This is a genomic window from Mesorhizobium sp. CAU 1741 (genome assembly GCF_039839275.1).
Classification (GTDB): domain Bacteria; phylum Pseudomonadota; class Alphaproteobacteria; order Rhizobiales; family Rhizobiaceae; genus Aerobium.
In genome coordinates this window covers 740,441-763,735 of sequence record NZ_JBDOQP010000001.1, presented here as the reverse complement: position 1 = coordinate 763,735, position 23,295 = coordinate 740,441, and the positions used below count along the sequence as shown (strand labels likewise).

Annotated in this window: 15 protein-coding genes; 7 read left to right on the top strand and 8 right to left on the bottom strand. The window is 62.1% G+C overall.

Translation table 11 applies throughout. The features are described from left to right. Window positions 1-6 precede the first annotated feature (6 nt). The 5 genes from AAFN84_RS03675 (at window position 7) to AAFN84_RS03655 (ending at window position 4,480) form a co-directional block, all read left to right on the top strand. Window positions 7-807, top strand: coding sequence for a GntR family transcriptional regulator (locus AAFN84_RS03675; RefSeq protein ID WP_347513148.1), 801 nt, complete (start codon window positions 7-9; stop codon window positions 805-807). A gap of 70 nt (window positions 808-877) precedes the next feature. Continuing rightward, the gene (locus tag AAFN84_RS03670) at window positions 878-1,846 is read left to right on the top strand and encodes a tripartite tricarboxylate transporter substrate-binding protein (protein ID WP_347513147.1); all 969 of its coding nucleotides are present in this window, start codon (window positions 878-880) and stop codon (window positions 1,844-1,846) included. Next, the gene (locus AAFN84_RS03665) at window positions 1,843-2,274 is read left to right on the top strand and encodes a tripartite tricarboxylate transporter TctB family protein (protein ID WP_347513146.1); all 432 of its coding nucleotides are present in this window, start codon (window positions 1,843-1,845) and stop codon (window positions 2,272-2,274) included. Before AAFN84_RS03670 ends, AAFN84_RS03665 begins: the two co-directional genes overlap by 4 nt. A 3-nt stretch (window positions 2,275-2,277) precedes the next feature. Next, window positions 2,278-3,807, top strand: coding sequence for a tripartite tricarboxylate transporter permease (locus AAFN84_RS03660; protein ID WP_347513145.1), 1,530 nt, complete (start codon window positions 2,278-2,280; stop codon window positions 3,805-3,807). 136 nt (window positions 3,808-3,943) lie between these two features. After that, window positions 3,944-4,480 (top strand): sigma-70 family RNA polymerase sigma factor, encoded by a 537-nt coding sequence (locus AAFN84_RS03655; RefSeq protein WP_347513784.1) that lies wholly within the window; start codon window positions 3,944-3,946, stop codon window positions 4,478-4,480. A gap of 55 nt (window positions 4,481-4,535) precedes the next feature. Here the strand turns inward: AAFN84_RS03655 and glgB are convergent, their stop codons facing one another. The 4 genes from glgB to AAFN84_RS03635 all read right to left on the bottom strand — a co-directional run bounded on the left by glgB (window position 4,536) and on the right by AAFN84_RS03635 (window position 12,334). Further along, window positions 4,536-6,740, bottom strand: coding sequence for a 1,4-alpha-glucan branching protein GlgB (gene glgB, locus AAFN84_RS03650; RefSeq protein ID WP_347513144.1), 2,205 nt, complete (start codon window positions 6,738-6,740; stop codon window positions 4,536-4,538). Next, window positions 6,737-10,024, bottom strand: coding sequence for a maltose alpha-D-glucosyltransferase (gene treS / locus AAFN84_RS03645; RefSeq protein ID WP_347513143.1), 3,288 nt, complete (start codon window positions 10,022-10,024; stop codon window positions 6,737-6,739). The genes glgB and treS overlap by 4 nt, the downstream gene beginning before the upstream one ends. Next, complete coding sequence (locus tag AAFN84_RS03640) at window positions 10,021-12,054, bottom strand: alpha-1,4-glucan--maltose-1-phosphate maltosyltransferase (protein WP_347513142.1); 2,034 nt, start codon at window positions 12,052-12,054, stop codon at window positions 10,021-10,023. Before AAFN84_RS03640 ends, treS begins: the two co-directional genes overlap by 4 nt. An 88-nt stretch (window positions 12,055-12,142) precedes the next feature. Then, a complete protein-coding gene (locus AAFN84_RS03635) occupies window positions 12,143-12,334 on the bottom strand; it encodes a hypothetical protein (protein ID WP_347513141.1) in 192 nt (63 codons plus the stop codon). 394 nt (window positions 12,335-12,728) lie between these two features. Between AAFN84_RS03635 and glgA the strand changes: the two genes are divergently transcribed. Then, window positions 12,729-14,216, top strand: a complete 1,488-nt coding sequence (gene glgA, locus AAFN84_RS03630; protein WP_347513140.1) for a glycogen synthase GlgA — start codon at window positions 12,729-12,731, stop codon at window positions 14,214-14,216. Between the two features lie 45 nt (window positions 14,217-14,261). Further along, on the top strand, window positions 14,262-14,531 hold the full coding sequence (locus AAFN84_RS03625) for a DUF2934 domain-containing protein (RefSeq protein WP_347513139.1): 270 nt from the start codon (window positions 14,262-14,264) through the stop codon (window positions 14,529-14,531). A gap of 35 nt (window positions 14,532-14,566) precedes the next feature. Here AAFN84_RS03625 and treY read toward each other — a convergent pair whose 3' ends face one another. The 4 genes from treY to glgX form a co-directional block, all read right to left on the bottom strand. Then, on the bottom strand, window positions 14,567-17,218 hold the full coding sequence (treY, locus tag AAFN84_RS03620) for a malto-oligosyltrehalose synthase (protein WP_347513138.1): 2,652 nt from the start codon (window positions 17,216-17,218) through the stop codon (window positions 14,567-14,569). Then, window positions 17,215-18,891, bottom strand: coding sequence for a 4-alpha-glucanotransferase (gene malQ, locus AAFN84_RS03615; protein WP_347513783.1), 1,677 nt, complete (start codon window positions 18,889-18,891; stop codon window positions 17,215-17,217). Before malQ ends, treY begins: the two co-directional genes overlap by 4 nt. Window positions 18,892-19,043: 152 nt before the next feature. Then, window positions 19,044-20,861: a malto-oligosyltrehalose trehalohydrolase gene (gene treZ, locus AAFN84_RS03610; protein WP_347513137.1), complete on the bottom strand. Its 1,818-nt coding sequence runs from the start codon at window positions 20,859-20,861 to the stop codon at window positions 19,044-19,046. Further along, window positions 20,854-22,935: a glycogen debranching protein GlgX gene (gene glgX, locus AAFN84_RS03605; RefSeq protein ID WP_347513136.1), complete on the bottom strand. Its 2,082-nt coding sequence runs from the start codon at window positions 22,933-22,935 to the stop codon at window positions 20,854-20,856. Before glgX ends, treZ begins: the two co-directional genes overlap by 8 nt. Window positions 22,936-23,295 lie beyond the last annotated feature (360 nt).

The window sequence follows — 23,295 nt, the reverse complement described above, 5'->3', positions numbered from 1 at the left end:
GGGTCAATGGCATACGTGACGGGACAAGTCAGCCAGCGGACAAACAGCGGAAACGCTGATGCGGAGCGCTCGCTTGGCCACAAGGCCATGGCGGACATCCGTTCCGATATCCTGACGCTGACGCTCGCGCCCGGCGAACCCATCACCGAACGCTTCCTCGAAGCCCGCCACGGCGTGTCACGCACCGTGATCCGCCAGGCTCTGACGGAACTGATCCGCGATGGCTTCGTGCTCAAGGGCGAGCGCGGTTACATCGTCGCGCCTTTCGATCTGAAACAACTGGAGGAAATCTTCGAATATCGCGAAATCGTCGAGGATGCCGCCATTCGCCTCGCCTGCGCGCGCGCCACGCCCGAAGCAATCGACGCGATCCGGGTGTCGATCGATCGCGGGCTGACCGACTTCACGCCGGAGGCATGGTTCAAGGTCGGTCTTGACGTGCATGTGCAGCTTGCCGCGCTTTCCGGCAACCGTTTCATGCGCGATGCCGTGCAGGATGCAGTCAACCGGACGCTACGCGCACGTTGGCTGGTCGCCAGTTCCGCCGAAATGCGTGCCGTTGCGCATCGCGAGCACAGCGCGATCGTCGAACTCGTGCGAGAGGGCCGAGCCGAAGACGCCGCCAATGCAGTACGCGCTCATGCACGCGATGTGCGCCTGCAGATCATACAGGCGTTGGAGGATGCGCGCCGCCTTCTGGGCGCACGGGGCTTTGCAAGCATGCCGAAGAGCGCCGCCCAGCCGGGCGGAAACCCGACACCATCAGGGCAGAGCAGCCCCGACAGCGCGGGGTGGCAACCCCGTTGATATCCCCCCCGGCGATGAGGAAGCCGGGCGGATCGAACCACAAGACTGATCATTCAGGGAGGAATACCAAATGAAGAAATTGATGAAACTCGCAAGCGCGGGCGCTTTCGCGCTGTCGCTTTCCGTCGTCGCGGCGGCGGCCGAGGAATGCATCGCGCCGGCCGATCCCGGTGGCGGCTGGGACTTCACATGCCGCACCGTCGGCAAGCTCCTTTACGATCTCGATCTCGTCGAAAATCCGGTCCAGGTGACCAACATGCCAGGCGGTGTTGGCGCTGTCGCCTGGGCGAATGTCGCTTCCAGGCGCAATGACGACGGCTCGCTGATGGTCGCGACCTCGACGGTCGGCATCACCCAGATTGCTCAGGGCCAGTATCCGGCCGGCACCGATGCCATGCGTTGGGTCGCCATGCTGGGCACCGATGTCGGCGTGATCGTCGTTCCCAAGGATTCGGAGTTCGAGACCCTGGAAGACCTGACGGCGGCCATGAATGAAGATCCGACATCGGTGACCGCCGCCGGCTCTTCCGGCGCGGGCGGCTGGGATCACATCCGCCTGCTTATGCTGGCCGAGGCAGCCGGCCTGTCTGGCGAGGAATACAAGGCCATTCGCTGGGTGCAGTTCGATGGCGGCAGCCCGGCCGTGACTCAGATGCTCGGCGGGCAGGTCGATATCGTCACCACCGATCTCGGCGAAATTGCCGGCTTCGTCGAATCCGGCGATATCCGCATTCTTGCGGCTCTGTCTGACGAGCGTATTCCTGCATTCCCGGACGCGCCAACGGCAGCCGAGCAGGGCCTGGACGTCACCGGCTACAATTGGCGCGGCTTCTACACCGGTGGCGAGGTATCCGACGAAGACTACGATCGCTGGGTCGCCACGCTCCAGAAGCTCTACGAGACCGATGAATGGAAGGCTGCAGCCGAAGGCAGCGGCCTTGTGACCGTATGGCGCGGCGGCGAGGAGTTCGAAGCATACGTTCTCGAACAGGCCTCGCAGATGGAGGAAATCTCCCGCGAGATCGGCGTCATCGAATGAGTGACCGCATCGCCGGCATCTTCATGCTGATCGTGTCGATCGCGTTCGGCATAACGGCAAGTAGCTACAAGGCGAGCTTCGGGGACCCCTTGGGACCCGCCGCGCTGCCGGTGATGCTTTCAATCCCTGCCGGGCTGTTGAGCCTTGCCCTCATCCTCAGGCCGGATCCCAATCCGGCCTGGGTGACGGGCGCGCCGCTCATCCGCCAGATTGCCACCGTGGCGCTGCTCATCGCCTATGCGCTGCTTCTGGAGCCGCTCGGCTTCCTGCTCTCGACGTTCATCGCAGTGACGCTGCTCGGGCGCATTCTTCTCAGCGGATGGGCAAAATCGGCGCTCTCCGGAGCGGTGATGAGTCTCATTCTTTTCGTCACGTTCGACACCCTGCTGGGGTTGCCTCTGCGTGCCCTCCCGGAAGCCTTGAGTTAGATCATGGAAACCTTTGCGCTGCTCGCACAGGGCTTCGCCGTCGCCCTGACGCCAACGAACCTGGCACTGGCGCTTTTCGGCTGCTTTATCGGCACGATCATCGGCGCGCTGCCGGGGATCGGTCCGGTCAATGGCGTTGCGATCCTGATACCGCTCGCCTTCTCGCTGGGCCTGGAGCCGGTCTCCGCGCTGATCATGCTGTCGTGCATCTACTATGGCTGCATGTATGGCGGGCGCATCTCTTCGATCATGCTCAACATTCCCGGCGACGAGCCGGCGATCATGACGACACTCGACGGCTATCCGATGGCTCGGGCCGGCAGGGCCGCCGAGGCGCTGGCAATCTCTGCTCTGGCGTCCTTCGTCGGCGCGACCTTCGCCACCATCGGGCTGACGCTCTTTGCGCCTCTTCTGGCGGGCGCAGCGATCTATTTCGGCCCCGCCGATTATTTCGCGCTCTATGTCATGGCATTCGCGACCATCGGCGGTGTGACCGGCGCCAACCCCTTCAAGACGCTGCTTGCCGCGATGATTGGCTTGATGATCGCGTCCGTGGGGCTCGACCCGGCCACAGGAACGGCCCGGTTCACCTTCGGCTCCTATCATCTGTATGACGGATTCAACCCGATCGTTGCGATCGTCGGCCTGTTCGCGATCAGCGAGGTGCTCTTCTATCTGGAAAACATGCACAATGGCGACCGCAAGATGGTACCGCTCGGCCGCGCCATCCCGAAGCTGCGCGACATCATGGTGGGCGGTTGGGCGCATCTGCGCGGGTCGGTGATCGGTTTCATCTGCGGCATCCTGCCGGGCGCCGGCGCGTCACTGGGCGCCTTCATGTCCTATGTCGTGGAAAAGCGCATCAGCAACAAGAACGACACGTTCGGCAAGGGCGACCCGAAAGGCATCGTCGCGCCCGAGGCCGGCAACAATGCCGCGTCCGGCGGCGCCCTCATTCCGATGCTCACGCTCGGCGTGCCCGGCAGCGGCACCACCGCCGTGATGCTCGCGCTGCTGATCTCGCTCAACGTTCAGCCCGGACCGCTGCTCTTCAGCCGCGAACCGGAAATGGTGTGGGGCCTGATCGCCTCGCTCTACATCGCCAACCTCGTGCTCCTGGTCATGAACATCCCGATGGTGGGACTGTTTACCAGGATGCTGAGCCTTCCGCAGTGGATCCTGATGCCCTTCGTCGTGATGGTCAGCTTCCTCGGCATCTATTCGATCAGCAATTCGAGCTTCGACGTGCTCGTCATGATCGCCTTCGGCGTTCTCGGCTTTATCCTGCGCAAACTCGACATATCGCTGGTGCCGGTGATCCTCGGACTGCTGCTTGGCTCGGACATGGAGAACAATCTGCGTCGCGCACTGTCGATCTCCGGCGGCGACCCCCTGATCTTGGTCACGAGCCCGATTGCTCTCGGCCTGTACGCCGTGACCTTCGTTATCCTCGCTGCGGCGTTCTACCTTTCCTTTACCGACAAGCGGGCGGCACGCGCAGCGGCGGACGAGCAGGCCAATCCCCACCTCTGACGGCGCCATCGGCCCCTTCCAGGCAGACATGAAGTCGGATTTCGTTGGGCCAGCGGAACTCCTGGCTCCTCGCTTCATTGATCAAGCGTGGGCGTCAATAGAGCAGGAAGAGGCTGGCCCGGTGCAGGGAACCAAGATGGCTTCGCCAAAAACTGAGATCGTGGATCTCATCCCTGCCCTCCGCGCATTTGCCCGGACGTTCTACCGCGAGACGAATGATGCCGATGATCTGGTCCAGGAGACATTGACGCGGGCGCTGTCGAGCATTCACCAGTTCAAACCGGGTACCAGCATGAAGTCGTGGCTCTTCACGATCATGCGCAACGCCTTTTATACAAAGATCAAGGTGGAGACCCGCGAGGCGCCCGGGGCCGCCGACTGCATATCGCTGCGCCCGGCGTCCGACCCAACACAGGAGTGGTCGGCTCGCGGCAGGGAGATTGCCCAGGCGATCCAGCGGCTACCTGAACAACAGCGCGAGGTGCTGATGCTGATCGGCGTGCTGGGTATCTCCTATGAAGAGGCGACGGAAATCTGCGGCTGCGCGATCGGCACCATCAAGAGCCGCCTGAATCGCGCTCGCGCCCGCCTGCTCGAAGAACTCGGTGAGACGTCGAGCAACGCCTCCGTGGAAAATGATGCCCGACATCCTGTCGGGTCTGTTCATCTGTAGTTTCGGAGACGTTTCGCAAGCGTCGCCTTCAAGATGCAAGGCGGGGGACGGAGCATCACCCGGCGGGCACAAGCACCAGAGCTGCAAGGGGCGGCAAATCGAGCTCGATCGATTGCGGCCTGCCGTGCCAGCCGATTGTCTGGCACTCGATCGACGATGCATTGCCAACCCCGGAACCACCATAGATTTCCGCGTCTGAATTGAACGCTTCTCGCCAGTTGACCGGATCCGGCACGCCCACACGATAGCCGCGCCTCACGATTGGGGTCATGTTGCAGATGACGATCGCGGGAGCGGCGTCGCCACGTCCCCTTCTCAGGAAGGAGAAGACGCTGTTTTCCGCATCGTTCGCCTCGATCCACTCGAAGCCGGCTGGCTCGCAGTCGAGTTCATGTAGCGCGGCGATATCGCGATACAGATGGTTGAGATCGCGCACCATTTGCTGGACGCCGCCATGGAGTTCGTCGTCAAGCAGGTGCCAGTCGAGCGAGCGGTCGTGGTTCCACTCCCTCTCCTGTGCGAACTCGCCGCCCATGAACATCAGCTTCTTGCCCGGGTGGGTCCACATGAAGCTGAGATAGGCACGCAGGTTCGCGAATTTCTGCCACCGGTCGCCCGGCATCTTGCCGAGCAGCGAGCCTTTCCCGTGCACCACCTCGTCATGCGACAAGGGCAGCACGAACTTTTCCGAATAGGCATAGACCATGCCGAAAGTCATCTGGTGATGGTGATGCGTGCGATGGATGGGATCGCGGCTCATATAGTCCAGCGTGTCGTGCATCCACCCCATGTTCCACTTGAAGTCGAAACCGAGGCCGCCGGCCTCGGCCGGGCGGCTGACCCCGGGAAATGCCGTGGATTCTTCGGCGATCATCATTGCACCGGGATGTCGCTCGCCGATCCGCGCGTTGGTTGATCGCAGGAAGTCGATCGCGTCGAGGTTCTCGTTGCCGCCGTGGCGGTTGGGGATCCACTCGCCCGGCTTGCGGCTATAGTCGAGGTAAAGCATCGAGGCGACGGCATCGACGCGTAGCCCGTCCATGTGAAACTCGTCTAGCCAGTAGAGCGCGCTCGCCTGCAGGAAATTGGCGACTTCCGTCCGCCCGAAATTGTAGATCAGCGTGTTCCAGTCCTGGTGGAATCCAAGCCGGGGATCGTCATGTTCATAGAGCGACGTGCCGTCGAAACGCACGAGTCCATGCGCATCGGAGGGAAAATGCGCCGGGACCCAGTCGGCTATCACCCCGATTCCCGCCGCATGCATCCGCTCGACGAAGCGTGCAAACGCTTCTGGAGGCCCGAAGCGCCGCGTGGGCGCAAAAAGCCCGATCGGCTGGTAGCCCCATGAACCGCCGAATGGATGTTCCGTGATTGGAAGCAGTTCGACATGGGTGAAGCCCATTTCGACGAGATAGGGCGCGAGCAGATCGGCGATGGACTCATAGTCGAGCATCTCGTCGTCACCGCCACGCCGCCAGCTCGCCAGATGCATCTCGTAGATCGAAATCGGAGCAGACTTGTCCTGTCTTTGCGCCCGTTCGCTCATCCAACCGGCGTCCTGCCAATCATGACGAAGATCGCCACAGGCAATCGATGCCGTGGAGGGCGGCGCCTCATGGGCCTGTGAAACCGGATCGGCCTTCAGCGGCAGCACGTCGCCATGCGCACCAAGGACCTCGTACTTGTAGAGTACACCTGCATCGATGCCGGGAATGAACAGCTCCCAGACGCCCACGCCCAAGCGCTTGCGCATCGGGTGACGCCGGCCGTCCCAGGCATTGAAGTCGCCGACGACACTCACGCGCCTGGCATTCGGCGCCCACACGGCGAACGACACGCCGTCGATACCCTCAAGCGTCATGGGATGGGCGCCCAGCCGCCGGTAGAGTTCCAGATGGCGGCCCTCCCCCAGCAGATATTCATCAAGCTGGCCCAGTACCGGGGGGAACCTGTATGGATCTTCGATCTCCCAGCGCCGGTCATCAGAGCGAAGGCCAAGGCGGTAAGCGAACTTCTCGCGGCGATCGATCAGCGTTGCGCAGAAGAATCCGTCCGGGTGGACGCGCTGGAGTTCGGCAACCTCCTCGCCGCTGGCGGCATCGATCACCGAGACGGACGAGACATGCGGCGCAAAGACGTTGACGACGACGGGGTGGCCTTCCCCGCCCTGCATGCCGAGCACGGCAAAGGGGTTGCCGTGCCGCCCGCCGACGATGGCGGGAATGTCGGACGAATAGGGCACTGCGGGAGGCGGGTTCACGACTCTGCCTCCGTTTCCAGAAGATCGAGCAGGCCCTTGAGTGGAATGTCGACCCAATCAGGACGATTGGCCAGTTCGTAGCCGACTTCGTAGGCGGCTTTCTGGATCAGGAAGAGATCGAGCAAGGCGCGTTCGAGGTCGCGATCCTGCGGATGTGTCGAGCATCCGTCGATGACATCCCTGTATGTCGCGAGGAAGCTGTCTATCGTCTGGTATCGCCAGCTCGCCGCGCGCGCTGCCGCGTGTTCCTGTTGTCCGGGCGGCAGGGCGGACCGCTGACGCAACGCCGCCTCCGCGGCATAGTCGATCGAACGCAGCATGCCGGCGACATCGCGCAAGGGAGAGGTCTTTGCGCGGCGCTCGTCGATCGATCGGCGGGGCTCGCCCTCAAAGTCGATGATAGTGATGTCGTCATGGATCACCAGCACCTGCCCGAGGTGGTAGTCGCCATGAATCCGGGAAATCCCGCCGGACGGCGCGAAAGCAAGACAATCGCCCAGCCGTCGCTCGAGATGTGAGCGGTGACGCTCCATCTGGTCGGCCATCGCTGCGGCTTCGTCACCGAGTTGCCCGGCGGCGGCCGAAAGCGCCTCGAACATCTGCTCGACCTCGTCGCGTGCTGCGTCTACCCAGGAGCGGAGGTGATCGCCGTCCAGCGGTTCGGCCACGAAATCAGCGTCGTCCGTCGGTGTTGCAAGCGCACGATGCAATTCCGCAGTACGCCGGCCCAGCACATCGCCAATCTGCAGTCTCGGCTCGAACGGAAGCTCTTCTCCATCCGTTTCGCCGGACTCACTGTCCTCGAAGTCGCGCTGGAGCGCTGAGACGACGCTCGCCCACGCATCGCCCTGATTGCGCACATAGGCGAAGGCGGTTCCGAGCACGGCCGACTCGCCGTCATTGGAGAGGTATTCGACAGATCCAAGGAACTTCGGCGTGTTCTCGAAGCCGGCCTCGTTGGTGAGGAAGCGCGCCATTTCGACCTCCGGCTGCGGGCCGGTGCGCAGTTGCCGGTAGATCTTCACGATGAGCTCGTCGCCAAACGCGACGGAAACATTGCTCTGTTCCGCCCGGAGCGGATTTGCGGCGCCAACGCTTTCGAAGAATGAGCGCTCCTCATTGCGGTGGAACGTGATCTTGCCGTCATCGCCCGCAATCTCCAACTCGTCCTTGAGCCCTTCCAGCAGCAACGCGGCAAACTCTTCCGAGTAGGCCCCGTCCACCAGCGCGCCGACCCGTGGGCCGCGGCGCAGTTTCGCGAGCGTGTAGGACAGACCCGGGGCACCGAAGACGGTGTGCTCCTCCCCCCATCTGGCGGACAGCGGCAAGAGATAGGTCTGCGTCGGGCCATGCGCGAAATCGACGTCGCACGCCGTGAACAGGTGCTGACCGTCATCGGTCTCCGCCAACGGGCGGACATGCACCCGCTTGATGTCGAGGTCCTTGGCTGCGAACCAGCGCTGAAGCGCGAGAAACTTCGGCAGGGTTTCGTCAAGGAGGCGTGGACCCTGCGCGGTGCTTATCGCCGTCGAGACGCGCCCGTCGCGGGCGGTCAGCGTGACAAACTCGGGCAGCATGTCCGGCATCTGCTGATGCCAGCTCGGCGCCTCCGCATCATCGGACAGGACGAACCAGTAGAAACCGAAGGCCGGCAGCGTGATCAGATAGGGCAGGTCACCAATCGGAGGAAATGCCGAGCGCCCCAAGAGTTCGACGGGCACGGCACCCTTCCACTGGGACAGGTCCAGCTCCACGGCTTCCGCCGACCGGGCAAGGTTGGCCACGCACAGGATCTGATCGCCCTCATACTCTCGCACATAAGCGAGTATCTTCCGGTTGCGCGGATAAAGAAGCATCATCGAACCGCGACCGAACGCGTCATGCTGCTTGCGCACCGATATCAGGCGCCGCATCCAGAACAGCAGCGAGGATGGGTCTTTCGCCTGGCTCTCTACATTCACGGCCTGGTATCCGTAGACGGGGTCGAGAATGACGGGAAGAAAGAGCTTCTGCGGATCGGCGCGCGAGAAGCCGGCGTTGAGATCCGGCGACCACTGCATCGGCGTGCGGACCCCGTCACGGTCGCCGAGATAATAATTGTCACCCATGCCAAGTTCGTCGCCGTAATAGACGATCGGCGTGCCGGGCATCGACAGCAGCAGCGAGTTCAGCAATTCGATCTTGCGGCGGTCGTTCTGCATCAATGGAGCGAGACGGCGGCGGATGCCGAGATTGATGCGCGCCCGCGTGTCTTCGGCATAGGTGCGCCAGAGATAGTCGCGTTCCTTGTCGGTCACCATTTCGAGCGTCAGCTCGTCGTGGTTCCTCAGAAAAATGCCCCACTGGCAACTGTCAGGTATGTCGGGCGTCTGCCGGACGATGTCGGTGATCGGATGCCGATCCTCCTGCGCGAGCGCCATGTACATGCGCGGCATCAGCGGGAAGTGGAATCCCATATGGCACTCGTCCGCGTCGCCAAAATACGGACGCGTGTCTTCGGGCCACTGATTGGCCTCAGCCAACAGCATCCGGTCGGAATAGCGCTCGTCGAGCGCGCTGCGAATCTTCTTCAGGATGACATGCGTTTCGGGAAGATTCTCGTTGTTCGTGCCTTCACGCTCCACAAGATACGGGATGGCGTCGAGCCGCAGGCCGTCGACACCCAGATCGAGCCAGAAGTGCATCACCTTGATGACTTCCTGCAGGACACGCGGGTGGTCGAAATTGAGGTCTGGCTGATGTGAGTAGAAGCGGTGCCAGAAGAACTGCCCGGCCACCGGATCCCATGTCCAGTTGGAGGTCTCGGTGTCGAGAAAGATGATCCGGGTCTCAGGGTACTTCGTGTCGGTATCGCTCCAGACATAGAAGTCCCTTGCGGCGGATCCCGGTTTCGCCCGTCGTGCGCGCTGGAACCACGGGTGCTGGTCGGAAGTATGATTGATCACCAGCTCGGTGATCACCCGTAGCCCGCGCCTGTGTGCCTCCGCGACGAAGGCGCGAAAGTCCTTCATCTGCCCGTAGGACGGATTGATGGCCTTGTACTCGGCTATATCATAGCCGTCGTCGCGCAACGGCGATGGATAGAACGGGAGGAGCCAGATCGCCGTCACGCCGAGCTCCTGGATATAGTCGAGCCGCTGCATCAGTCCGGCGAAGTCGCCGATGCCGTCACCATTGGCGTCCTGGAACGCCTTGATGTGCAGCTGATAGATGATGGCGTCCTTGTACCAGTCGGGCTGGCTTCGATCGATGATGCCATCCATGCGCTTCGACGCCGGGCTCATCGCGACACCTCCGGCGCGAAAAGCCGCCAGATAGCATAGGGGCGCTCATGCGGATCGAGCCGGAGGACGTGGGTCTTGCCATGCCAGGTGAAGCGGTTCCCGTGCAGCAGATCCTGCACCTCGATCGAGGCATCGTCCGACAGGCCGAACTCCCACAAGGGCACCTCGAATTCGAACTCCTGTACATTGTCAGGATCGAGGTTCACGTGGAAAAGCAGGAAGTCCTGCGATTGCGGGTCGCTCTTGCCGTAATAGAGCACGTTTTCGTTGAAGGCGTTGTGGAATGTCAGTGAAATGTCATTTCGCAAGGCAGGATGCTTGCGCCTCAGTTTGTTGATCAGGCGGATGTCGTCCTGGATGTTTCCAGGTTGGTCCATGTCCCAACTGCGGAGCTGGTATTTTTCGGAATCGAGGTACTCCTCTTTTCCGGGAACGCTTGCGGCTTCGCAGATCTCAAAGCCATTGTAGATGCCGTAGCTGCCCGCCAGCGTGGCGGCGAGGACCAGACGCGTGCGAAATCCCGGGCGGCCACCGGTCTGCAGGTAGCGTGGGTTGATGTCGGGCGTGTTGGCAAAGAAGTTCGGGCGCATGTAGTGCCGGCACTCCTCCTGCGTCAGCTCCGTCAGATACTCGGTGAGTTCCGCCTTCGTGTTGCGCCACGTGAAATATGTGTAGGACTGCGTAAACCCGACCTTGGCGAGCCGTTTCATCACCTTGGGGCGGGTGAATGCTTCGGACAGGAAGATCACCTGGGGGTGCTTTTCGCGCACCTCGCCTATCATCCACTCCCAGAACGGAAATGGCTTCGTGTGCGGATTGTCGACGCGGAAGATCGAAACGCCATTGTCGATCCAGAACAGGACGACATCACGCAAAGCCAGCCACAATCCCGGGATCGCACCACGATAGAAGTGGACGTTGACGATGTCCTCGTACCTCTTGGGTGGGTTCTCGGCAAACTTGATGGTGCTATCCGGGCGCCAGTCGAACCACTCCGGATGCTCTCTTATCCAAGGATGGTCGGGCGAACACTGAATGGCGAAGTCCAGGGCGATTTCGAGGCCATGCTCCCGCGCGGCGTCCACCAGGCGCCTGAAGTCTTCCAGTGAGCCCAGTTCGGGGTGGATCGCATCATGCCCGCCATCCGGCGATCCGATCGCATAGGGGCTGCCGGGGTCGTCCGGCCCGGCCTGCAGGGCGTTGTTGGGCCCTTTGCGGTTGGTCTTCCCGATCGGATGGATCGGCGGAAAATACAGCACGTCAAACCCGAGGTCGCGCACATAGGGCAGACGCGCTATCACGTCGTCGAACGTTCCGTGCCGCTCCTCCGGCCCCTGCGAGCGTGGCAGGAGTTCGTACCAGGCGCCGAACCCCGCAAGCGGGTGATCGACCCACACCTCCAGGATACGGGGATAGCGCGAGAGGTTCGTGCGTGGTCCCCAGTTGCGCATGGTCGCCAGAGTGTCCGGGGAAAGCAGAAGGTCTAGGCTGGCTTCATCGCTGCCATTTTCGACCGCCCTGGCCAGTCCGTCCAGAAGCATATCAAGTTGGCGTCTCGCCTCGCCATCAGCTGCTTTCTGCCCCGCCTCGATCAGGTGGCGTCCCTCGATGAGTTCGAGGGTGACCGACTGCCCGGCCGATACTTTCTTCAGCGTGTCCTTCTGCCAAGTGGCGAACAGGTCGCGCCACGCGCAGATGCTGTATTCATGCAGGCCCGGAGCCGCGAAGCGGAGAGTAGCGGACCACCTGTCATTTGCATCGAATTCGAGGCTGGTCTCGTTCCATGCCTCTGCGCCCTTGGCACGCCACATCACCGCGGCTGCGATCGAATCATGCCCGTCGCTGAACACATCGGCTTCGACCGTGAAAGCGCTGCCTTGTACAGCCTTGGCTGGAAACAGCCCGCCATCGATCTCAGGATCGATTCCTTCGATGGCGATGCGCGTACCGGCCAGAGCCGTCAGCTTCTGTTCAGACGAACTCTGAGGCTGTTGACTACCAGGCTTTGGCTGAGATCGTTCTATTGCCACCGCGCTCTTTTGGACCCGCTTCATGTGAGTCTAATGACCAAGGGCCTCCAATGTTCCGAACCTCGAGCGAAAGGCTTGCATCAGCCTTTCAGATCGGCTCCGGCCTCAAGGCGCGAACATCGGCGGGAAGCCTGCGCGTACTCAAGGCATGCTGAAGTTCCTGCGCCAGCGCCAGAAGTCTATCAGGAACGCGTTCATTCTCGATCGATGTCAGCAAGTCATCCAGGTCTGGAAGATCGACTGTGTCCTGATGAGAAAATTGCTTGCGAGTGGGAGCCATGGTGGTCCTGAGTATAACATTTGATAGTCCCTTCGTTGAACTTGGGGCCTGAGGGCGGCGATGGCAAGGGGGCTTGCTGCGCCGAATGCCGGCCCGCGCGAACTCCCGCTACGGTTGGAAAGGATGCGCGCGTTCGCTTTTGGCGCGTGTGAAGGCAGCGTCTCGGCGGCAATCCGGAAATCTGCCGGTATCGCCGGAACATTTTCCAACGCCGGCGGTTCGAAACCGCCCGGCCCCACGCCTCGCTGCATGGGGACGGTGCGAGCAAGGGCTGTCTCGACGGTAGAGCAGCCCGCATGTCGAGCGGAGTGTGATGGTGTCCATCGTTGTTGCGGTCAATTCAGGACAGTCGAGATTTCCATTCTGCAAGAGTGGGATCGGAAAAAGCGGAACCGTGTCGGCGGACGAAAGGCCACCGCGTCTTCTTTTCGCGACGTCGGAACTGACGGACTTCGTCAAGGTAGGTGGACTGGGTGATGTCTCCGCCGCCCTGCCCCGCGCGCTCAGGCAAACGCATGATATTCGGGTGCTGATCCCCGGCTACAGGCAAGTCCTGGAAAAGGCTTCAATCAACGAGGTCGCGCGTCTGCCTGCCATGGCCGGCCTGCCTGCCTGCGTCATAGGGCGCATCGACATGGCCGACGGCCTCGTGGTCTATGTCGTGCTTCAATCCGACCTCTACGATCGCGAGGGGATGCCCTACGGAGGCAGCAGCGGCGAAGACTGGGAAGACAACGACCTGAGGTTCGGCCGCTTTTCTCTGGCCGCGGCCGAGATCGCCGCCGGTCTACCCGAGCTTGGCTGGAAGCCCGATCTGCTGCACGTCAACGACTGGCAGGCCTCGCTTGCCCCTGCCTATCTCGCCTGGCGCGAAGAAGCTGTTCCCAGCGTCCTGACGATCCATAACCTTGCCTATCAAGGCGTATTCGACCAAGCGCGTCTTCCGGTGCTCGGCGTCCCCGAACAAGCCTTCGACATGGAGGGCGTCGAATTCTACGGCAGGATGTCGTTCCTCAAGGCCGGCATCTACTATTCCTCTCACGTTACCACCGTCAGCTCGACCTATGCCCACCAGATCACCACACCGGAATTCGGTTGCGGTCTCGAGGGACTCCTGCGGACCCGCGCCAGCCAAGACCGGCTTACAGGCATCCTCAATGGTGTCGATGAAAGCTGGGACCCGCAGAGCGATCCACACCTGGCCGCAGGATTTGATAGTCTCGATCTCAATGGCCGCAAGTTAAACGCCCGTGATGCGCGCGAGACGTTCGGCCTCGAAGTTTCACGCGGACCACTCTTCGCAATCATTTCGCGGCTCGTGCATCAGAAGGGCATCGACATTGCAGCGCAGGCCGTCGAAGACATCGTGACGCGCGGAGGCCAGGTCGCGGTGACGGGGCAAGGCGAGCCGGCGATGGAATCGGCGCTTCGGGATCTCGCCCGGCGCTATCCGGGAAATGTCGGCTTGCGCATCGGCTTCGACGAGGCGGAGGCGCGGCGCCTTTATGCCGGGAGCGATTTCCTGCTCATGCCCTCCCGCTTCGAGCCGTGCGGTCTCAGCCAGATGTATGCGCAGCGGTATGGCTCGTTGCCGGTTGCCCACCGGACTGGAGGCCTTGCAGACACGATCGAAGACGATGAGACCGGCTTTCTTTTTTCCCACCTGTCAATTGCAGGTCTTATGGACGGAATATTCAGAGCGTTCGACGCGTTCGGCTCGCCGAGAAAGATGGCCGAGATGCGCCGCAAGGCAATGAAGCGCCCTCTAAACTGGCTTCAGTCTTCCCGTCGCTACGGCGCGCTCTATGATCAATTGATGGGTGGCGGTGGCCCGGTGGCCCAATCGGATCTCGGGCAGCCATGCGAGATAATTCAGGCATGAACACGCAAGTCCCAAAGGACCGGCGAGGCAACTCAGGAGACAGACATGAGTGACGCGGAACGCGAACGGCGCATTCGGGAACGTGCACATCAGATATGGGAGCAGGAAGGCAAGCCGGAAGGCGTGCATGAGCACCATTGGCAACGGGCCAGAGAAGAAATCGACGCGGAAGAAGGCGCCACGAGCCTGGAGCGCACGGTGACCGAGACGATCGGCCTCGCGGTCGGAGAAGACCCGAACAATCAGCCGGCCACCGAACGAAAGGCGAAGAAGCCCGCTGCCCGTCCACGAACGCCCCGCCCCAAGAAACCCTGACAACCGCACCTATTGCTGCATCACAGGCGTCCGCATCAGTAAGGTGCGGACGCAACTGCCATTGCCACCGGCAGGCCTTTGAGAACGGACTCCAGCGGCAAGGTCGGCGCACCGCTGAACACCTCACCCGTCAACACATTGCGGAATCGGCGGCCATGACATTGGACCGGCAGCTCGAGGTGCGTTGCGCCGAGCGATGAAGCCTGTCCTGCACGCCGGATCGGCAGACGCTGCAGGATGACGATCGCAAAATCGTCTTCAATGCGCCGAAGAAACGCGGGGTAATGGGATGCAAGGTCACCCACCACTCGTAGCGGTTGATAGTCGCCTTCAAGGAAGAGCCCGGGATGCTCGCGGCGTGAAGCCAGGCATCTCGCGATCATCCATTGCTTGAACGTTCCGTCGAGCAGAGCCTCATCGCCCCCCGGCGCATCCGCTGCCGGATTGAGCGCAGCAGCGAGGCTGGCAAAATCCACGGCCCGCCGATTGTCCGGATCGACAAGGCTTAGATCCAGTCTTTCAGCGCCCTGATAGATGTCCGGAATGCCGGGTGCAGTAAGCTTGGCCAGGGTCTGGGACAGGGCGTTTATCGCGCCGCCGATCATCAACGGGCGCATGGTTGCATCGAAGTCTCCAAGGAACCGAGCGTTGTCCACGCTCAGCATGCCCTTGACGAAGTCCTGCACCGTCCGCTCGTAGTGTTCGTCGACATCGAGCCAGTCGGTGCGCAGCTTGGCTTCCCGCAATGCCTTTTCCGCATAGGGCAGGAAACGGCCGGCAAGCTCGTCGAGGGCGCGGCGATCCTGTGGGTCCATGCCTGCCGGCCAGACGCCCGCCAGCGCCTGATAGAAGAGCCACTCCACATCGGGCTCCGGCACCTTGTGTTCGCCCACGGACCTTTTCAGCTTCGCGTTCAGTTCGCTCCATCGGGACGCGGCATCTGACCAGTCTCCGGGCATCTCCGCCAACGCATAAAGGCGCGCGCGGGCATCCTCGCCGCGTTTGGTGTCATGGGTGGCGGTTGCCATTAGATCGCGTCCACCCGAAAGCCCGCCGATAGATCGATGAAAGCTGTCGACATCTAAGGCGGTCAGTTCAGGGGAAGACCCGACCTCGTTGAGCGCAATCAGGGGATTGAAGCGATAGAACAGCGTGTCCTCGACTGCCTTCGCCATGATCGGTCCCGTCAACTGCTGGAACCGTAGCCGAAATGCGAACGCGCCTCCCCGGCTCAAATCATCGTCGCCATCGCCCAGTAGCAGCGCCACGATGAAGGCGATCGCGCGCGGCAGGGCCCGCCCGCCTTCCAGGGCAATATCGACCGCCCGCTCGAGCACAAGCTCGTCCTGATCACTCAGCGGACCCGACTCTCCGTAGGTACGGTAGACGTCGAACCCCAGGATGATCTCGGCGATGGCATCACGCAGGTTCGCGCGGTCCAGGCCGTCGACCTGGTCCGCCAGTTCGAAAGCAGCGGTCGCCAACCTCTCCAGCTCGCCTTCGAAGTTGCGCAGCAGGATCAGTTGCTTGGCCTCACGCAACGCACCATCGACGTCAGTCGGCACACTCGCGAACGTCTGATAGCCTTGCGTGAGTCCCGCAACGCCGTTGGTGTCGACCAGCAATTGTGCGGCAGCAGAGATGAACTCGTAACCGGTGGTGCCGCACCCTTCCCACGCCGCCGGTAACCGCTCTCCATCGGCAAGGATCTTCTCGACGAGGATCCACGTTTCAGGCCCCGCTTCGCTGCGCAGGCGACGAAGGTAGCTGGTCGGCAGCGCGAGACCATCCACATGGTCGACCCGCAAGCCATCGACTTTCCCCGATCGCACCAGCGACAACGCCAGTCGATGCACGTCGTCGAAGACTTCGTCTTCCTCCACGCGCACGCCGACGAGGCCCGTGACCTCGAAGAAGCGGCGATAGCTCAGGTCGCGGCGGGCATCTTTCCAGTAGGTCAGCCGCCACGACTGGGCTTCGTGAAGCCTGTCGATGAAGCCAAGATCCCGTGAAAGCGTTGCGAGCAAATCGTCCAGGTGAGTGGCGTTATCCGCGGCCAGCCCGGCGCGCATGGCGTCGTGAAACGCTTCCACGGAGCCGTGTCGCATGTCGAATTGCGCGAAGCCATCGAGGGTGGCTGACGCATCGCCAGCCTCCTCGGCGATCAGCCGATAGCTCTCGGGATTGAGTGGTAGCCGATTATCGAAATAGACGAGCACGAGCATCCCATGCTTGTGATCGGCCTCCACCCTGAGTTCCCCGGCAGCCAGTACATCGCGATAGTCCTGTCCAAGGATGGGAAGCGTAAGCTTGCGGGACCAGTCGATGTCAAAATGGCGTGCGAATGGACTGGCTGCGCCGAATTCGATGACACTGCGCCACCAGCGGTTTTCAACCGAGGCCGCCATATGGTTCGGCACGATGTCGAGAACCAATCCCATGCCGGCGTCCTGCAACGCCGCGTGAAGACGCTCGAAACCCGCCTCGCCTCCCAGGCTCGGATCGAACTCGTTGTGGTCCACGACATCATAGCCGTGCGTCGAGCCACCGACGGCGGTGAAGATCGGCGAGGCGTAGAGATGACTGACGCCGAGCCGACGCAGATAGGGCAGGATCTCCACTGCGCCATCGAAGGTCATCCCGTTTCGGAACTGCAGACGGTAAGTCGCTGTCGGAGCACCATTCATAACGGACGTTCCCGTGCGATGGCGGTGGTCAGGGCGCGAAACAGCGGCAGGGACGGCAGGTCCTCCAGCAAGACCGGCAATTTCCGTCGCCAGTTCGGATACTCGTCCGATGTGCCCGGAAGGTTGGTCGGATGCTCTTCTCCAACCGCATCGGCAAGCCGGACGCAGGCAAGGCGGCCGGGTGTGCGAGCGATGAAGCGATGCGCGGCAACGGAGAGAGACGTGAAGTCCCGTTCATCAAGGCGTCGCTTTCGGGCCAGCGCGCGGCACTCTTGCCGCCGCAGCAAGCCTTCGAACTGCAGACGTCGCAGGAGGCTCGCACGTTCGCCGCGCCGCTCGCGCTCCTGATGCCGTGCCGCATCTGCATCGATGAGGCCATACTCGAGCCGAAGCGCGATATCGTTGCCGGCCCACCAGCCCTTCAGCGTCGGCAGGTCGTGCGTCGAGAGGCAGGCCAGCGCAAGCGACGGCCAATTGCGGGAAGGCAGGAAGCGCTGCATCGCGCGCTCGAAATAAAGTATGCGGTAAGACAGGATGCCGGCGCCGGACATGACATCCCGGAAGCCCTCCGGCACATGTCCGAGATCTTCGCCAATCACGATCACTTCGTTCTGGCGCGACAAATCGGCGAGCGCCTTCAGCATGCCCGTCATCGGGTACATGACGTACCCACCCTCGGCCGCGCTGCCTTGGCGCGGGATCCAGAAAAGCTGCCGCAGCGCCATCGCGTGATCGATCCGCAGCGCACCGGAGCAGCGCATGGCGTCGTCCATGAGAGCCTTGTAGTTTCCGAAATCATCGTCGGCGACATGCAACGGCGAGAGCGGCGCAAGTCCCCAGTCCTGACCCTGTGTCGTGAACACGTCGGGCGGCGCTCCTATGGAGACATTGGCCACCGAGAGCTCCGGATTGCTCCATGTCGCGGACCCGTCGGGCGCCTCGCCGACGGGAAAGTCCAAATAGAGACCGATCCGCATTCCAGCCTGCCTCGCCCGCGTGGCGGCTGCGGCCAGTTGCTCGCGTGAGAGCATCTGCAGCCAGACGTGAAATGCGACGTCGTCCGCATTGTCTTTGGCGAAGGCCCCGACATCCGGCGACCCGGCATCCCGAAACGGCTCGGGCCAGTTGCTCCACCCGGCTCCGTGACCGGCATCGCGCATGTGTGAGGACAAGGCCTCGAACGTTGCATGGCGCTGAACGAGAGGCTGGTCGGCAATGAACGATTCCAGCGTGTCCGACAGTCGGCCCTTGCGGGCGATCCATATCTGCCGGAGAACGGACAGCTTCAGGCGCGTGACACCAGCATAGTCCACCAGATCGCGCGCGCGAAGCCGCGCAACCTCCTCATCGTCCACCATCCCGGATTCAAAACCGTCGACCTCATCCACGGCGATGTAGAGCGGGTTCAGGAACTGCCGGCTTGACGGCGAAAAGGGGCTGCAGCGCTCCGGCTCAGCGGCAAAGAGAGCGCTCAGCGGATTCAGGCCGATGAACTGGGCGCCGGCCTGCGCCGCGATTTCACAGAAAGCGGCAAGATCCGCGAAATCGCCGATGCCCCAGTCCCGTCTGGATCGAAGCTCGTAGAGTTGCACTGCCATTCCCCATGACCGGCGTTCGCGCAGCCAGTCCGGAAAAAAGCAGGGTTGCGCCAAGGTGGTCGGTGCATCCTGCATAGGGTCGGGATGGCTCCGTGACCGTCCCGCATCGGCTCCCAGCGCACGTAGAAAATGTCTACGCGTCTCATCTGGGACGATCACGGGCCTGCCATCCGCCCCGGGATATGACGGCACGATGCCGTACTGCAATGCGATGTCGGGCGATACCATCAGCTCCGCTCCAATGCGACGACAGCATGCCACGGAGCCAGTTCGTCGGGGACGGCGGCGAGATCAATCTCACCACTGGAGAAGATGACCGAGCCCCTGGCGCCAGCACACCGGCCCGGCCGATCGCCGAGATTGGCCCGTATCCGCAACACTGCGTTGTTCAGTGACCAGTCGACGGCGAGCATGCCGGCCTGGGCCTCGATCACCGTGCCGGGCGACGCCACTCCATCTTCCAACAATGGGACGATGTGCTGGCGTCGTGTCTCGAGAAGCGCTCGGATGAGTTCCAGCCGAACCTTTCCCGAACTTCTTTCCATCGCACTCCAATCAATCTTAGATGACGCGAAAGTCGACATCGCATTGGGGTCGGGAATTGCCTCCCGGCTGTCTTCTGCCTGAAAGGCCGGAAATTTTGCGAACTCCCTTCGCCGACCGTCACGAACGGCGTCGGCGAGGTCTCCATGATAGTCGGTGAAAAACAGGAATGGACGCGTCTCGTCCCATTCCTCTCCCATGAAGAGCATGGGGATATGCGGTGACAGCAGAAGGATCGTGGTCATCACTTCGAGCTGGCGCGACTCCACCAAGAGGCTCAGCCGTTCGCCGGTGGCTCGGTTGCCGACCTGGTCATGGTTCTGCAGGAAATCGATGAAGGCGGTTGTCGGCAGGTGCGCGCTGGGCTCGCCCCTGGCGTTGCCATCCGCGTGCGGTGAAGGCTCACCCTGGTAGGCGAAGCCTTCGGTCATGCAGCGCGCCAGCTTTGCCAAGGAATCGTCGGCGAAATCTTCGTAGTAGCCGTCCCGCTCCCCTGTCAGCAGGCAGTGGGCTGCATTGTGAAAATCATCGTTCCACTCCGCGGTATATTGGCTGGCCTGTCCCTGGCTACGCTCGTGAAGGTAGGCGACATTGCGGTTGTCTTCGGTGACGAGATGGATATGCCGTCCCGGCAGCGTTTCCCTTGCCGCGCGGGCAAGCTCGATCAGCAGTTCCGGCTGGCGATCGTCCTTGATCTGGTCGATCGCGTCGAGGCGCAGGCCATCGAAGTTGAACTCATCCAGCCAGTACAGCGCGTTGTCGATGAAGAACTGCCGAACCGGCTGCTTGCCATAGGCAATCGCGGCTCCCCAAGGTGTATGCCGCGCCTCATCAAAAAACGCCGAGGCGTATGCCGGTAGATAATTCCCGTCTGGCCCGAAGTGGTTGTACACGACGTCCAGCAAGACCATCAGGTTCAGTTGGTGCGCTGTGTCAACGAGCCGCTTGAGATCATCGGGATGCCCGTAGGCATTGTGTGGCGCGTAGGGGAGCACGCCATCGTACCCCCAGCCTCGGTTCCCCGAAAACTGGCCGATCGGCATCAGTTCGATTGCGGTGACGCCCAAACCGGCCAGATGTGGAAGCCGCTCGATGGCTGCTGCGAAGGTCCCCTCCTCGGTGAATGTCCCGATGTGCAGCTCGTAGACCACCGCTTCGGTCCACGGCCGACCCCGCCAGTTGGCGTTCGTCCAGCGATAGGCGGTGGGGTCGACCAGCAGGGACGGGCCGTGCACGTCGCCTTCCTGCGCGCGAGATGCGGGGTCCGGCACCATAAGCCCGTCCGGTAGGACGAAGGCATAGGGTGCGCCCGCCTCCACGCCCGACGCCAGGAGTTCGAACCAGCCGTCCTCGTCGCGGCTCATCGGCGTATCTTCTCCGCTGAGGCGCAGAGACAGTCGCGTGTGGTCAGGCGCCCAGATGCGGAAGCGAACGTCTCCCGCACGGACGAACTCGGCCCCCCAGCGCTTGGGAAACACCGTGAAATCCCCAGTCTCAACCATCGATGCGCTTTTCCTTCAGGCAGACCAATGAGCGCTCCGCGACCGTGATGATCCCCTCGATGAGGGGGGCAGCCGCTTCCGGAAGCCCCTGCGCCGTGTCGACGAGAAGCGTCCAACGGAGGCCCTCGGGCAACACGAAGTCGAGCGGCTCGTGGTGCGCATTGAAGAGCATCAGCAAGCGCTGGGTTCCGTCGGTCAGTTGCACGGCCATCGCCCGTGTCTCCGGATTGTCCCAGTCCTGCTGATCCATCTGATGACCGTCGGGGCGCCGCCACACGACGTTGGGATCGCCGTTCGACGTCAGGGCGCCATGCAGGAACGTGGGCTGAGCCAGCACGGGATGAGAACGGCGGATCGCAACAAGCTCGGAGACGAACTGCCGGAAGTTTCGATCGCGTTCCTCAGGCTCTTGCCATGAAAGCCAGTTGAGCGCGTTATCCTGGCAATAGGTGTTGTTGTTACCATCCTGGCTTCTGCCGACTTCATCACCCATCAGCATCATCGGAGTGCCCTGCGAGAGCAGCACGGTGGCGATCAGGTTACGCCGCATGCGGTCCCGCAGAGCGAGGACGTTCTCGTCGTCCGTCGCTCCTTCGACACCGCAATTCCAGCTCAGATTGTGCGAGTGGCCGTCATTGTTGTCCTCGCCATTCGCCTGATTGTGCTTGTCGTTGAAGCTGACGACGTCGGCGAGCGTGAACCCGTCGTGGGCGGTGACGAAATTGACGCTCGACCATGGTCGGCGCCCTCTCTTCTCGAAAAGTCCGGACGACCCGAGAAGACTTCCGGCCAGATCTCCGGCCATCGCCTCGTCGCCGCGCCAGAAACCACGCACCGTATCCCGATACTTGTCGTTCCATTCGCTCCAGCCGGGCGGAAAGTTTCCGAGCTGGTAGCCATTGGGTCCCGTATCCCATGGTTCCGCGATCAGCTTCACGGTCGAAAGCACGGGATCCTGCCTGATGGCATCGAAGAAGACCGAGTGATGATCGAATGCCTCACGCTCTCGCCCCAGTGAGCTGGCGAGATCGAAACGGAAGCCGTCGACGTGACACTGCTCCACCCAATAGCGCAGCGAATCCATGACCATCTGCAGCACGCGCTGGTGGCGCAGGTTCACGGTGTTCCCGCAACCCGTCGTGTCGAAGTAGTAGCGCGGATCATCCGACAGAATGTAGTAGCTGGCGTTGTCGATGCCGCGGAAGGAGAGCGTCGGTCCGAGATGGTTGCCCTCGGCGGTGTGGTTGTAGACCACGTCGAGGATGACCTCGATGCCCGCCTCGTGCAGACGGCGCACCATCAGCTTGAACTCGTGGATATTGCCCTCCGGCGAAATATAGCGCGGGGCGGGCGAAAAGAAGCCGATGGTGTTATAGCCCCAATAATTGCTGAGCCCGCGATCGACGAGATGCCGATCGTCGAAGAAGGCCTGCACCGGCATCAACTCGACGGCGGTCACGCCGAGCTTCACCAGATGCTCGATGACGTTCGGCTGGGCGAGCCCGGCGAACGTACCGCGCAACTGGGTCGGTATGGCCTGGTTGGCAGCCGTCATCCCCTTCACATGTGCTTCGTAGATGACAGTTTCCTGCCAGGGTATCGCGGGACGCTGGTCCCTGCCCCAAGTGACGGCGGTATCGACGACCACGCATTTCGGCATGACGAAAGCGGAATCGCGTCGGTCCATGACGAGATCCCCCCGCGCACTGCCGATGCGATAGCCGAACAGCGCGTCATGCCAACTGATCTCCCCGCGCAACGCGAGCGCATAGGGGTCGAGCAACAGCTTGTTGGCATTGAACCGGTGTCCGGCCTCTGGCGCATAGGGGCCATGGACGCGGTATCCGTAGAGTTGGCCTGGTCGCACATCCGGCAGGTACCCGTGCCAGATCTCGTCTGTGTATTCCGGCAACTCCACGCGCTCCAGCTCGCGTCGGCCGCCGCGATCGAAAAGACACAGCTCAACTTTGGTGGCGTTCGCGGAAAACAGCGCAAAGTTTACGCCGGTGCCATCCCACCGGGCACCGAGCGGGAAGGGCAAGCCGGCTTTTGGAAGAGACTTTGTAGGGTTCATTCATCCTGCCAAGAGTTGGGCTGCCAAGAATTCGACGGCCAAGAGTTGGGAGCGCGGATACGAACCGTCCAACGGCCCGCATGTTCCAAGACAACCCGGAAACACCTCGGTCGGTTGCCGACTTTTCAGGAACATTCTGACGTCTCTGCAGTTAGGAGCGCATCATCAATCAGGGAGGACACAATGAACGAAGCGACGCAAACGTTGCCGCACCCCGTGGCCCCGCAGCCAAAGCTTGCGGGACCCAGTGATCGTTCGCCGGAAAATCGGCAGGCAAGAGGTGTCCCCACCCCTACGCCCAAACCATATGGTTACAAGCCCAAGAAGATCGAATGCGGCGCACTGTTCTGGTCCTGGGCC